The sequence below is a fragment of the Amorphoplanes friuliensis DSM 7358 genome (assembly GCF_000494755.1).
Taxonomy (GTDB): Bacteria; Actinomycetota; Actinomycetes; order Mycobacteriales; family Micromonosporaceae; genus Actinoplanes; species Actinoplanes friuliensis.
This window is the reverse complement of record NC_022657.1, coordinates 4,758,684-4,770,794: the sequence shown is the minus strand read 5'-3', so window position 1 is coordinate 4,770,794 and position 12,111 is coordinate 4,758,684. Positions and strand designations below refer to the sequence as shown.

Below are 12,111 nucleotides of genomic sequence, written 5' to 3'. Positions count from 1 at the left end.
TGCTCAGCGCTTCCAGAAGGCCTTGCGCTCCGGCGGCGGGGCGAACTGCGCGAGCGTGTCGCGGGCCAGAGCCCACTGCTGCTCGAAGTCGCCTCCGGCCTCGATCCGCTCGACGAGGTCGCGCAGACCCTTCAGCTCGTCACCGCTCATGCCCTCCAGCAGCGCACCGAGCCGGCTACCAAGGTCGGCGAGCAGGTCCCGGCGCTCGAACACCGGCCGCCCCTCGGCCTCCCGCAGCCGCTTCGCCTCGATCTCGACGATGGCCTTGAGGTCCGCCACGGTCAGCACCGAGCTCGTCGGCGCCGCCATCTTGGAGCGCGGGCCGCCCGCGGCCATCATCCCGGACGGGACCGCCGCGAACGGCTTGGGGCCACTGCGCGCCGCGGCCGCCCGCACCGGGGCAAAACCCGGCGCGGGAGCACCGGCCGGCGGCGGCATCGGCGATGCGGACCCGGCGACCAGGAACGCGGGCGCCGACACGTCCTGCATCGGCTCCCAGCCCGACGGCGACTCGACGGGCTGCGTCACCCGCCGGGTCTCACCGCCCTCGTTGACCACCCGGCTGTCCACCGCGACGAAGGCGGTGAAGCGGCACAGCACACCGAACCGCAGCGAGGTGGCGACGATGCGCGGCTCCAGATCGCGCTGCCCGGTCGCGTACCGGTCCTCGAGCTCCCGCAGGCGGGCCCGGGCCCACTGGGCGGTGACCGCCGACTCCGCCGTGGTGCGGACCGGGACCTCGCGGGCGAAGTCCTGGTCGTCCCGGGTGCGGCCGCGCACGCTGAGAGCGGATCCCGGCGTACCCGCATAGCGGCCGAACACCACCAGCGGCACACCGGGGAACACCGTCTGCGGGGGCACCGCCTCGACCGTGAAGCCCGTCCCGGTGACGGTCACGTCGGTGAGCACCGGCGCGCCGATCCGGCGGTGGATCTGCTCCATCGCCTCGTCCAGCCGGTCCTCGCTCTCGACCAGCTCGCAGCGTCCGGCGCCGAGCGCGGCGAGCCGCCCCAGGAAGCCGGCGTTGACGGCCCGGTCGATGCCGACGGTGTGCACCCGGGTGCTGCCGATCAGCGGCGTGATCTCGGCGAGGATCTGGTCCTCGTTGCCGACCTGCCCGTCCGTGACGAGCACGAGCACGCGGTCGCGCTTCCCGGAGTCGGCGAGCAGGGACAGTCCGTCGCGCAACGGCGCGAGCAGCTCGGTGCCGCCGCGGGCGTTCGCCCGGGCGAGGTGCTCGACGGCCCGGAAACGGTGGCGGTCGCTCGCGTCCGACAGCCCCTGGCCGAGCTCCTCCGGCCGGTCGATCTGGTGGTCGAAGGTCAGCACCGCGAAGCGGTCCTCGCTGGTCAGGGTGTCGACCACCCGCGCGGCGGCGCGTCGGGCGGCGACCATCTTCCAGCCGCCCATGCTCCCGGACCGGTCCAGCAGCAGGACGACGTCCTTGGGCCGGGTGGCGGTCGTCGTGTCGTCCGGCGGCAGCAGCACCAGCTGGAACGTGCCCTCGGGCTCGTCCGCGGTCTCGTCGGGGACACACACGGCGCCGGAACCGTCTCCGGCGTACGGCAGACGCAGGATGAAGTCGCGGTCGGCGCGCTCACCCGGCGCGATCGTGACGTGCCGGCCCTCGGTCGTCACGGTGTGCAGACTCGACCGGATCTCACCCAGGGGCAGCCCGGCCGGATCGATGTCGACACCGACGGTCAGCCGCAGCGGGTTGGGGAACCCCGGCAGCAGCACCGGGGGAGTGATGCGCGAGGCGTCCGGCACAGCGTCGGTGTCGGAGGCCTGACCGGAGCCGACCGCCGGACCCGGCAGCGGGGTCCCCGGCACGTACCGCGGCGCGACGACGAGCGGGAACCGGAACGTGGCCGCTCCGTCCTCCCACGGCAGCGGGCCGACCAGCGCCAGCTTCACCGTGACCCGCTCACCGGGCAGGATGTTGCCGACCCGCATCGTGAAGACGTCCGGCCGCTCCTCCTCGGCGATCGACGCCCGCTGACCGGCCTCGATCGCCCGGTCGTAGGTCTCCCGGGCCGCCGCCCGCTCCTGCAGCTCGGCCTCGACGCTGCGCCCGTCGGCCGTCATGGTCAGACCGGTGACCGCGGCCCGGTCCGGCAGCGGGAACACGTACGTCGCCTCGAGCGCGGTGTCGAAGGCGTTGACGAACTCGGTGGTCACCGTCGTCCGGGCGACCAGACCGCTGATCGAGGCCTGCACGTCGAGGCGGTCGAGCGGCAGGTTGCCCCGCTCGGTGCGCAGCGCGCCGATCCCGGCGTCGGGCAGGATCCGGACGCGGCCGAGCTCCACCGCATCCATCGGGGTGACGGACAAGGTCATGACGGGCTCCCATCGTCGGTGTTCATCCTCAGCAGGCCACGGTCGGCGAGAAGGTCCAGCAGGGGTCGTGCGGCGGTGGCGATGGCGGCGTAATCGGCGTCGTCCGGGCGTACCGGAAGGACCAGGATCGCGCCCCCGCCCAGAGCGACCCCACCCACGGGGTGTGCCCGGGCGGCATCCGATGGCGGGGGAGCGGGCGACGGCGCCGCCGGCGCAGCCGCCCAGAACCGTGGCCGGACCGGACCGTCCGCATCCTCGGCCCCGACGGTCAACAGCCCTTCCGGTACGCGAGCAGCCACCTGCAGCTCGTCATCCGTGGCCCCGGCCAGCTCGGCCTGGATCGCCGCCAGGGTGTGCCCCTGCGCCTGCCGCCGCTTGACCGCCACGAGCTGCAACAGGTGCCGCGGCCCGTAGAGCGCCGTCCGCCCCCGCATCCCGGCGGGCCGGTCGACCAGCCCCGTCGTCGTGTACCACCGGATGGCCCGGCGGTCGGGAACGTCACGGACCCGGCCGTTGGGCGCACCGGGGTATTCGGCCGCCAAAGCCCGGCCCACCCGCTCCACCAACTCGTCCATCGTCCACACGCCGACCATACTGACACTGTCACCGTGACACTGTCAACGTCGACGCATGCCGCCGTCAGGAGCAGCGGCAGGTGCCCAGGTCGGTGATGCGGACGTCGCAGGAGGGGCAGATCTCCGGGACGGTCCGGCGCGGGGCGGGCAGGGAGCGGCCCGGCGTGAAGTGGCGGCCCGTGTTGCCCGTTCTGATGCGGCGCAGGACAGCGGTCACGTCGGCCTCGGCGACCTGCGACCAGCCGGTGTCGATCAAGTGGCGGGTGATCTCCACCGCGTCGAGGCCGCCGGTGGTGTGCAGGTCGGTGACGGCGCGCTGGAATTGGGGCCAGGCGCCTTCGGGGGTGCGGGGAACAATGCGTTGTGGGTGCGGGACGGGGAATTCCTGGCGGGCCGCGCATTCGAGGCCGGCGAGTGCGATCCGGACGTCCTCGCGGGTGATGAGGGCCCAGCGTCCGCCGCGGCAGCGGAATTGCTGATAAAGGCCGCCGACGTCGATCCGCGGGTGGTCCTCCCGCATCACCTCGACCGCCTCGATGATGGACACCATCGGCGGTTTCACCGGTTGAGGTCGGCGCTGAGCAGGCATCGAGCGGGGTGCATTGTGGCCTTCGCGCCACAGCCGGGCGGCGTTCGGTGCATTGTTACGCCGGATCTGCCGTTCGCTGGAATTCATGACAACCCCCGTTTTCGACGTTGCCATGATCGTAGTTTTGCGAAGATCGTCCGCCCCGATATCCGAACAGTTCGCGTCGCTTGACCGGACGGTCAGGTGGAGATCAAGAATTCGGTTTCCGGGTTGTGGGGGAGCGCGGGAACACCCGACACGAGAAACGCGGCGCGCTCCCAGGTCTTCTGGTCGTCCACAAAGGGGTTTTCCTCGGCCATCCACAGTGCGTAGAGCTCCTCGGTCGTCTCGCCGGCGGCGATCCGGACGGCGTCGCGGCGTTCGGTCTCCTCCTGGGAGGTCTCGACCCAGACCACTGCGTCCAGGTGCGGCTCCAGCTCGCGGCGGCCGGACCCGACACCCTCGACGATCACCAGGGTGCAGTCGTGGGACACCTCGATCGCACCCTCGCGGCCGCGGGCGTCCCACTGCGGTGGCCGGTAGGAGACCGCTCGGCCCTCGCGCAGCGGTGTCAGGACACCGTCGACGAGCAGGGTGGTCCAGTCGAGGACGGCCTGGTTCCAGGCGATGTCATCGGTGTGGATCACGGTGGCGCCGGGCCAGGCCGCGGCGAGACGACGGGCGAAGGTCGTCTTGCCTCCGGCGCTGCGGCCGTCGACCGCCAGCACCGGCGGCCGGTCCGCCGGCTCGCCCACCGCCTGGCGTACCCGGGTCAGCACTTCGTCGGTCGTCGCGACTCGCCATGGCTCCATGGTCGTGGTTTCCCCACTACCGGCCGCGTTGACACCGATCGTGAGGGCCCGCTACCAGAATGTGTCCATGCTCAACCTGGTCAGCCTCTCGCACGTCAACGATCCGGCCACGACCATCGTGTACCCGGGTGATCCGCCGTTCGAGCTGGAGACCGTCGCGACGATCGGCGACGACGGCTTTTTCCTCCAGTACGTCCGCGTGGGTGAGCACACCGGCACGCACTGGGGAGCGCCCGGTCACTTCACCGCCGGCGCCGCGCTGGCCGACGATCTGGAACCGGCCGACCTCTGCCGGCCCGCCGTCAAGATCGACGTCCGCGAGCAGTGCGCCCGGGACGCCGACTTCGAGCTGTCCGTCCAGGACCTGCAGGACTGGGAACGCCGGCACGGCCGGATCCCCGCCGAGTCCGTGGTTGTCCTCTGGACCGGCTGGGACTCCCGCTGGGGGACGGAGGCGTACCTCAACCGTGACGAGGACGGGGTCGTGCACCAACCCGGCTTCAGCCTCGAGGCCGTCGAGTGGCTGACCGCGACGGGCCGGCTCGGGCACCGCGGCGGCACCGGCACGGACACCTTCGGGCCGGACCCCGGCCGCGACACCACCTACGCGGTCTCGCGGCTGGTCTACCAGCGGCACCGGATCAGCCTGGAGGTCCTGGCCGATCTCGGCGCGCTGCCCGCCACGGGGGCCCACATCCTCTGTGGCGGGCAGATCAACAAGGGTGGTTCCGGGTCGACGGCCCTGATCTACGGCGTCCTGCCACCGGGCTGAACGACGCCGTTGACCGTCAGCGTGTACGGCGCGTACTGCTCGATCTGCCCGGTCGGCTCGTCGTAGGCGACGACGGCGACGACCTTGTCGTAGCCTTTGAGCGCCGCGAACTGCTCCACCGGCACCTGGCGCGCGCGGCGGCCCTTCTCGTCCAGGCCGACCAGGCGCACGTTCCAGGCGTGCACCCGCAGCGGCACGATCTGCGTCGGCGAGCGGAAGCCGTCGAGCGTGGCACCGTCGCTGACCACGGCGCCGCCGACCTTGATGTCGTCGATCCACCAGCCACCCTCGTCGATGGCGCTGTCGGTCACGTACCGGAAGCCGAGCAGGACCTTCTTGCCCGCGTACGCGGAAAGATCGTAGGTCCGGGGCTGGAACCCGGCACTGTCGCCGTTGATCGCCTGTCCGAGGGGCGCCGCGACCGTGCTGTCGCCGGCGATCGCGGTGTAGGTGCGCCCGCCGTCCATCGACACGGTGACGTAGCCGTAGTCGTAGCCCTCCTCGGTCGCGTACTTCGTGCGCAGTCGCAGCACCGGGTCGGCCGCGGGCACGGTCACCTCGGTCACCGCCGCCACGTCCAGGTCCTTGGTGTTGCCCGAGAAGAGCGCGCCGTCCTGGACCTTCCACTGCAGAGTCTGCGGCGGCAGGGTCGTGGCACCGGTGAAGGTGACCGACTTCAGCTCGGCGCCCTTCAGATACTTGTTCTTGGCGTCGCGCAGCCGGACGTAGTCGGCACCGTTCGGGGCCGCACCCGGGTAGTCGTACGAGGCGGGGTTGGCGAGGTTCACGGTCGAGCGCACGCTCGGCGTGGTCACCCGCGCGTGCGGCACACCGATCATGGTGCCGCGCGGCGTGTCACCGATGAGCTTGTCGACCAGCGTCATGGTCTGGAAGTCGTGCAGCACGCCGTAGAGCTGAACGTCGCCCAGCGCGGCGGCGACCCCGGCCAGGCCCTGGTGGGTGCCGTCGCGGTGCAGCCGGGACAGCGCCGCGGCGCCGAAGCGGTCCCGCAGGTAGAGCATGAACTGGTAGGTGTTGCCGTAGTCGGCGAGCACCTCGGAGGGTGCGCCCTCGTCCCAGACGTTCAGCGAGTTCTGTGCCCCGCCGCAGTCCCGCGGGTTGGTGTTGTACGGCGTCTTCACCACGCCGAAACCCTGGAAGCAGGCGAGGTGCGTGTCGTTGCCGGCGTGGTGAACGGTCGCGTTGCCGTCGACATAACCGACCAGGGACTGCGCGTAATCGGACAGGCCCTCGTTGACCCACACGTCCTCGCCCGGGTCCGTGTACGACTGCAGCAGGTGCTGCCACTCGTGGGCGAAGGTGCCCTCGTACATCCGCGGGCGGGCGGGCCGGCTGGTGCACAGGTCGTCGGTCGGCTGGTCGGGCGGGTTGGCCCCGGACCGGTGCTTCCAGTCGTACGCGTCGATCGTCATGACGTTGCGGTCGACCAGCTCGTTGATCTGCGCGGAGAAGAAGCCGGCGATGTAGGTCGGCGCCTGCGGGAACTCGTAGTAGTTGTCGTCGCGGACGTTGTCGACCAGCGTCACCGTCTTCGCGCCGTCCCCGGTGTAGTCGGCCCCGGTCAACCGCGGGTCGGTGCCGTCGCGCTCCTGGGGCGTACTGAACGCGGCGGTCTCGCGCGGCCAGATCTTGGTGTCGAACTCCTTGATCAGATCCTTGACCTGCTGATCGGTGATCTCGGTGGAGTCCGCCGCCCGGCAGTCACCGGCGGGGAAGGCGATGTCCTTGGCCACCCACACCTCGGTGTGCTCGCCGACGCCGCGCAGTGTGTAGTCCTTGCGGTAGAGCCCGCCGTCGACGTCGTCGAGCCCCAGCCACTGCCGCACCGTGCCGACGGGCGGGGTCGGCGCCGCGGCGATCCGGGCCCTGCGCTCGAAGGCCTGGCCGGTGGGTCCGAGCTTCGACACGTCGAGCCGCTCGCGGGTCAGCTCCCGGGTGTCGTCGGCCGGTGGCCGGGCCGTGGCCGGAGCGGCCTCGGCCGCCGTGGTGAGCGGCAGGAGGGGTAGGACGAGCAGGGCTACCGCGGCGAGACGGAGGCGGGCCATGGGGACTCCCTTCGGCGCCGCGCCGGTGAGGCGCGCACAGAAGGCGACGCTACCTGTACTAAGGGTGCAAAAGGGGCAAGACGCGGGCTACTCGAAGAGGGAATGGTCACGGCCGCCGTCGGCGCGCCGCCGGGCCCGCCGCCGCAGCTGCACCACCACCAGATCGATCAGGGCGACCACCGCCCACGCCGCCAGGAACCAGCCCGGCACGGTCCAGCCCCGCTGCCACAGCACGATCGCCAGCACCGTGCACACCACGAAGCCGAAGGCGGCCAGCACCAGGCGCAGGTTCAGCGCGCTGTAGGGCCGGTCGGCAGTGCCGTGGCGGCCGGGTGGCTGAGGACCGATCGGCATGGATCGAGCCTAACCACCCGGCCGCCGCCCCGCAGCGTCAGGACACCTCGCGCCGCAGCACCCGGACCGTGCCGAGGGCGAGCGGCAGGGCCACCCAGATCAGCGCCGCGACCCCGAACCGGAGCCACTCGTTGCCGGTCATCCCGGGCTCGCTCAGCGGCACCGAGGTCATGTTGATGTCGACCCAGCCCGCGGCCGTGCGCAGACCCTTGATCATCTCGCCGAGCACCGACCACAGCGTCGGGATGGCGAAGTAGAGCACGATCGCCAGCGGTGAGTTCATCAGCAGCGCGCCGAACGCCGAGCCCATCAGCACGAAGACGATCTGGTTGACGAGCAGCTGCCCGACGAGGGCGCCCTCGAGGTGCCAGCTGCCGTCGCCGCCCGTACCGATGGCGACGAGGTTGCCGGCCGCGGAGAGGATGGCCGCAGCGGCCGTGGTGGCGATCGCGATCAGGACGGCCGCGATCAGCTTCGCCGCGATGATCTTGCCGCGGGCCGGCACGAGCGTGAACGTGGTCAGCGCGGTCCGCTGGGACCACTCGCTGGTCATCGAGAGGATGCCGAGCACCGGCAGCAGGATGCTCGCCGGCAGCAGGCCGAAGGACAGGAGCTCCTCGTAGTTCTGCTCCTCGGCCGGAGCGGCGGCCAGCAGGATCGCGGCGGTGGCCGCCGCGGCCAGCGCGATCACGATCAGCAGCCACAGGCCGGCCCTGGTGTCGGCGAGTTTGCGCAGCTCGACCTGCGTGAGCCGCCACAGCGGGATCCCGCCGCGCACGGTCGGTCGCTGTGGCTCCACGCCGGGCGCAACGGCCGGAGGGTTCTGCACGGCGGTCATCGGACGGCCTCCTTCACCGAGTCACCGGCGGTCAGGGTCAGGAACATCTGCTCGAGGCCACCGCCACCGGCGGGCCTGAGCTCCAGCAGCACCAGGCCCGCGTCCGCGGCGGCACGCCCGATCACCTCCGCGTCGGCCTGCACGACAACGCCCCCGTCGGTCGTCTTCGTGCCGGTCAGGCCCACACGCTGCAGCACCATGTCCAGGGCGCCCATGTCCAGCGCCCGGACGACCGTGCCGCTCGCCGCGAGCAGTTCGTTCTTGTCACCCTCGGCGACGATCCTGCCGCCGCCGATGACCACGAGCTTGTCCGCGACCGCCTCCACCTCCCGCAGCAGATGGGAGGAGAGCAGCACCGTGCCGCCGCGGTCCGCGAAGTCGCGCAGCAGCCCGCGCATCCAGAAGATGCCCTCCGGGTCGAGGCCGTTGGCCGGCTCGTCCAGGACGAGGATCCCCGGGTCACCCAGCAGGGCGTAGGCCAGCCCGAGCCGCTGCCGCATGCCCAGCGAGTACGCCTTCACCCGCCGCTTGGCCGCCGTCTTGTTGAGACCCACCCGGTCCAGGCTCTCGTCGACGCGCCGCCGGTCGATCCCCATGGTCAGCGCCGCGAGAGTCAGAACCTCCCTCCCGGTACGCCCGGAGTGCTGCGCCGAGGCGTCCAGCAGCACCCCGATGCGCCGCCCCGGATTGCCCATCCGCTTGTACGGCTGCCCGTCGACCGTGGCCGTACCGGAGGTGGGTGGTGTGAGCCCGCAGATCATCCGCATGGTGGTGGACTTGCCCGCGCCGTTCGGGCCGAGGAAGCCGGTCACCGTGCCGGGCTCGCAGGTGAACGACACGTCGTCGACGGCCGGGTGGCTCCCGTACCGTTTGCTCAGATGTTCGACCGTGATCATGCGTCTCAGCCTGCCGTCGCCGGGTGGTCCACCGCGTCGGCCGCCGGTCGGCGCCCGCGAACCTTGGTCTAGCGCGGGCTACGACTTTGGTCGGTATCGGGGCCACGACCACCGGCCGTAAAGTTACCGTCGTGGGGGAGCTGGCAGTTCCGAGGACCGGCGGGCGACCGTCGGAATACCGGTGGCTGCTGCCGGCGGGCCTGCTGGACGAGCCCGACCGCCCGCCCGCGCCCCGCTCGACCCGCGACTGGGTCGTCGACGTCCTCGCTTTTCTGCTCGGCCTGGGTTTCACCGTGCTGGCCAGCATCGACCTGCTGAACCCCGACCCGGCTGTCCTGCCGCAGTGGGAACACAATCCGGCCTGGCTCATCTGGACGGACCTGTTCACCGGTGTGGTGCTCGCGGTGGCGCTCTGGTGGCGCCGCCGCTGGCCCGTGCACCTCGCGGTGCTGACGATGGTGCTGGGCGTGTTCACGGTGGCTGGGGCGATCTCCGGCCTGATCGTCTTCTTCACGGTCGCCGTGCACCGCCGGTTCGTCGTGACCGCGGTGGTGGCGGCCGGGGCGATGCTCTCCACCCTCGTCTTCTGCCTGATCCGCCCGGAGCTCGGCACCAGCTTCTGGGAGTCGATGTCCTGGAGTGCGGTGATCCTCGTGATCGTGCTGCTCTGGGGCATGGTCGTGCGGTCCCGGCGCGAACTGGTCGTGTCGCTGCGGGACCGCGCCGAGCGCGCCGAGTCCGAGCAGCAGCTGCGGGTCGTGCAGGCCCGGGCCCTGGAACGCACCCGCATCGCCCGCGAGATGCACGACGTGCTGGCGCACCGGATCTCGCTGCTCAGCCTGCACGCCGGCGCCCTGGAGATCCGCCCCGACGCGGCGCCCGCCGAGGTGGCCGGTGCGGCCGGTGTGATCCGGGCCAGCGCCCACCAGGCCCTGCAGGACCTGCGCGAGGTCATCGGGGTGCTGCGGGAGCCCGCCGGTGAGGACCCCCCGGAACGCCCGCAGCCGACGCTCCGGGAGCTGCCCGCCCTGGCCGACGAGTCCCGCGCCGCGGGTGCGAAGGTGACCCTCGACGTGCAGGTCGACGAGTCCGGGGTGCTGCCCGCGGGGACGGGGCGGACGGCGTACAGGATCGTGCAGGAGGGTCTGACCAATGCGCGGAAGCACGCTGCGGGGACGGCGGTGCGGGTGACGATCGCCGGGGCCGCCGGTGCGGGGCTGACCATCGACATCCGCAACCCCCGGCCGGTCGGGCGTTCGGCCCCGGCCATCCCCGGCACCGGGACCGGCCTGATCGGGCTCACCGAGCGGGCCACCCTGGCGGGCGGCCGGCTCGTCCACGGACCCACCCCCGACGGCGATTTCGCCCTCAGCGCCTGGCTGCCCTGGCCCGCGGCGGGAGACCCGGCATGACCCCTCCGGTACGCGTCCTGATCGTCGACGACGACGCCCTGGTCCGCGCGGGCCTGACGATGATCCTCTCCGGCGCGGACGGCATCGCGGTGGTCGGTGAGGCCGCCGACGGCAGCGAGGTGCCCGAGGCGGTCGCGGCCCATCACCCCGACGTGGTGCTGATGGACATCCGCATGCCCCGCATCGACGGCCTCGCGGCGACCGAGACCCTGCGCAAGCGCGCCGGCGCCCCCGAGGTCATCGTGCTGACCACCTTCGACGCCGACGAGTTCGTGCTGCGGGCGCTACGGGCGGGCGCGAGCGGCTTCCTGCTCAAGGACACGCCACCGGTGGAGATCCTGCACGCCGTCCGTCGTGTCGCGCACGGCGAGGCGATGCTCTCCCCGACGGTCACCCGCCGCCTGATCGCCCACGTGGCGGCACCCGACCCCGGCGGCAGCCGCCACCGCGCGACGGCGGCCCTGCGACAGCTGAGCGAGCGGGAACGCGACGTCGCCCTGCTGCTGGGTCAGGGCCGCTCGAACGCGGAGATCTCGGCCGAGCTCTTCATGAGCGTGGCCACGGTCAAGGCCCACGTCTCCCGCCTGCTGGTCAAGCTCGACCTGAACAACCGCGTCCAGGTGGCGCTCCTCGTCCACGACGCCGGACTCGCCTGAGGCTGGTCACCACCGGTCGATCCACGGCAGGCCGAGCTCCTCCGCCGCCGCGGCGAACGTGCTGCGCCGGTTCGCGGGGATGCCGTTCAGGTGGCGGCGGCCTTCTTCCAGCTGGCCGAGCGCGCCGCCGTCGTGCTCCTGGTCGAGGCTGACGAAAGCCCTCGCGCGGTCGTTCTCGTCGACGAAGATCATCAGCACCGGGGACGGCGCGGTCACCCACGCCTCGATCGCCTCGCGGTGGCCGCGGTTCTCCGGATCGAACGGCGTTGCGCACCGCAGCTGGTGCGCGTGCCGGAAGCCCTCCAGCGTCGTGTTCGACAGCCGGCTCGGTACGCCGAGCCCGATCGGTGTGCCGGACACGTCCTCGAAGTCCACGGTCAGGCGCAGCACGACGTACGGGTGGTTCCGGGGTTCCAGCCACCGCCACTCCCATCGGCGGGGCACGACCGACCGTGACCACTGCGGGAACTCCCCGCCGGGTATCCGGACGAACAGCGCCGCCTTGGACTTCTCGCCGCACGGGACGAGTTCGATCCGGGGGCTGTAGAGCGGCCACGACCGGTACCGGGCGCTGACGAACGGCCGGACGTACGAGAGGTCGGGCTGCTCCCAGTCGGTGACCCGCCACGGGTCCGGACGCGTCGCCGGGACCCGTCGCCGCCGGGGCACGACCGAGCTGCAGGCGTCGGGGAAGCCGAGGATCGCGTCGGGGAAGCCGGAGATCGCGTCCCGGGGTGGGCGGGGCGGACCGGCGCCGAGGGGCGGGCCAGGTTTGTCGGGGTGCACGCGGCCGACGCTAGGGACGCCGGATGACCGCCGGAA

Annotated in this window: 12 protein-coding genes; 3 read left to right on the top strand and 9 right to left on the bottom strand. The window is 72.0% G+C overall.

The genetic code is table 11. The features are described 5' to 3' along the window. Positions 1-3: 3 nt before the first annotated feature. The 4 genes from AFR_RS22135 to AFR_RS22120 form a co-directional block, all read right to left on the bottom strand. Positions 4-2,340: a VIT domain-containing protein gene (locus AFR_RS22135; protein WP_023363036.1), complete on the bottom strand. Its 2,337-nt coding sequence runs from the start codon at positions 2,338-2,340 to the stop codon at positions 4-6. Further along, a complete protein-coding gene (locus AFR_RS22130; RefSeq protein ID WP_023363035.1) occupies positions 2,337-2,933 on the bottom strand; it encodes a MerR family transcriptional regulator in 597 nt (198 codons plus the stop codon). Before AFR_RS22130 ends, AFR_RS22135 begins: the two co-directional genes overlap by 4 nt. 46 nt (positions 2,934-2,979) lie before the next feature. Further along, on the bottom strand, positions 2,980-3,465 hold the full coding sequence (locus AFR_RS22125) for a hypothetical protein (RefSeq protein ID WP_023363034.1): 486 nt from the start codon (positions 3,463-3,465) through the stop codon (positions 2,980-2,982). A gap of 218 nt (positions 3,466-3,683) precedes the next feature. Continuing rightward, positions 3,684-4,295, bottom strand: a complete 612-nt coding sequence (locus tag AFR_RS22120) for a uridine kinase family protein (RefSeq protein ID WP_148308026.1) — start codon at positions 4,293-4,295, stop codon at positions 3,684-3,686. A 67-nt stretch (positions 4,296-4,362) separates the two neighbouring features. On the opposite strand from AFR_RS22120, the gene AFR_RS22115 reads away from it, so the two are divergent. Further along, a complete protein-coding gene (locus tag AFR_RS22115) occupies positions 4,363-5,067 on the top strand; it encodes a cyclase family protein (protein ID WP_023363032.1) in 705 nt (234 codons plus the stop codon). On the opposite strand, the gene AFR_RS22110 is transcribed toward AFR_RS22115, so the two are convergent. The 4 genes from AFR_RS22110 to AFR_RS22095 form a co-directional block, all read right to left on the bottom strand. Beyond that, entirely contained in the window at positions 5,043-7,133 is a 2,091-nt protein-coding gene (locus tag AFR_RS22110; RefSeq protein ID WP_023363031.1) for a M6 family metallopeptidase, read from the bottom strand. The two genes, AFR_RS22115 and AFR_RS22110, sit on opposite strands and share 25 nt — an antisense overlap. Before the next feature lie 87 nt (positions 7,134-7,220). Beyond that, a complete protein-coding gene (locus AFR_RS22105; RefSeq protein WP_023363030.1) occupies positions 7,221-7,487 on the bottom strand; it encodes a hypothetical protein in 267 nt (88 codons plus the stop codon). A gap of 37 nt (positions 7,488-7,524) precedes the next feature. After that, entirely contained in the window at positions 7,525-8,325 is an 801-nt protein-coding gene (locus tag AFR_RS22100) for an ABC transporter permease (RefSeq protein WP_023363029.1), read from the bottom strand. Beyond that, positions 8,322-9,221 carry an ABC transporter ATP-binding protein gene (locus AFR_RS22095; RefSeq protein ID WP_023363028.1) on the bottom strand — a complete coding sequence of 300 codons (900 nt, stop codon included), beginning with the start codon at positions 9,219-9,221 and terminating at the stop codon, positions 8,322-8,324. Before AFR_RS22095 ends, AFR_RS22100 begins: the two co-directional genes overlap by 4 nt. Positions 9,222-9,352: 131 nt before the next feature. Between AFR_RS22095 and AFR_RS22090 the strand changes: the two genes are divergently transcribed. Together AFR_RS22090 and AFR_RS22085 are read left to right on the top strand one after the other, a co-directional pair. After that, the gene (locus AFR_RS22090; protein ID WP_023363027.1) at positions 9,353-10,633 is read left to right on the top strand and encodes a sensor histidine kinase; all 1,281 of its coding nucleotides are present in this window, start codon (positions 9,353-9,355) and stop codon (positions 10,631-10,633) included. Next, positions 10,630-11,289, top strand: coding sequence for a response regulator (locus AFR_RS22085; RefSeq protein ID WP_023363026.1), 660 nt, complete (start codon positions 10,630-10,632; stop codon positions 11,287-11,289). Before AFR_RS22090 ends, AFR_RS22085 begins: the two co-directional genes overlap by 4 nt. Positions 11,290-11,295: 6 nt before the next feature. Here AFR_RS22085 and AFR_RS22080 read toward each other — a convergent pair whose 3' ends face one another. Further along, positions 11,296-12,075 carry a hypothetical protein gene (locus AFR_RS22080; RefSeq protein WP_023363025.1) on the bottom strand — a complete coding sequence of 260 codons (780 nt, stop codon included), beginning with the start codon at positions 12,073-12,075 and terminating at the stop codon, positions 11,296-11,298. Positions 12,076-12,111 lie beyond the last annotated feature (36 nt).

Coding starts and splice junctions, on each gene's coding strand:
- AFR_RS22135 (WP_023363036.1), bottom strand. CDS start 2,340: ATGACCTTGTCCGTCACCCCGATGGATGCGGTGGAGCTCGGCCGCGTC.
- AFR_RS22130 (WP_023363035.1), bottom strand. CDS start 2,933: ATGGTCGGCGTGTGGACGATGGACGAGTTGGTGGAGCGGGTGGGCCGG.
- AFR_RS22125 (WP_023363034.1), bottom strand. CDS start 3,465: ATGGTGTCCATCATCGAGGCGGTCGAGGTGATGCGGGAGGACCACCCG.
- AFR_RS22120 (WP_148308026.1), bottom strand. CDS start 4,295: ATGGAGCCATGGCGAGTCGCGACGACCGACGAAGTGCTGACCCGGGTA.
- AFR_RS22115 (WP_023363032.1), top strand. CDS start 4,363: ATGCTCAACCTGGTCAGCCTCTCGCACGTCAACGATCCGGCCACGACC.
- AFR_RS22110 (WP_023363031.1), bottom strand. CDS start 7,133: ATGGCCCGCCTCCGTCTCGCCGCGGTAGCCCTGCTCGTCCTACCCCTC.
- AFR_RS22105 (WP_023363030.1), bottom strand. CDS start 7,487: ATGCCGATCGGTCCTCAGCCACCCGGCCGCCACGGCACTGCCGACCGG.
- AFR_RS22100 (WP_023363029.1), bottom strand. CDS start 8,325: ATGACCGCCGTGCAGAACCCTCCGGCCGTTGCGCCCGGCGTGGAGCCA.
- AFR_RS22095 (WP_023363028.1), bottom strand. CDS start 9,221: ATGATCACGGTCGAACATCTGAGCAAACGGTACGGGAGCCACCCGGCC.
- AFR_RS22085 (WP_023363026.1), top strand. CDS start 10,630: ATGACCCCTCCGGTACGCGTCCTGATCGTCGACGACGACGCCCTGGTC.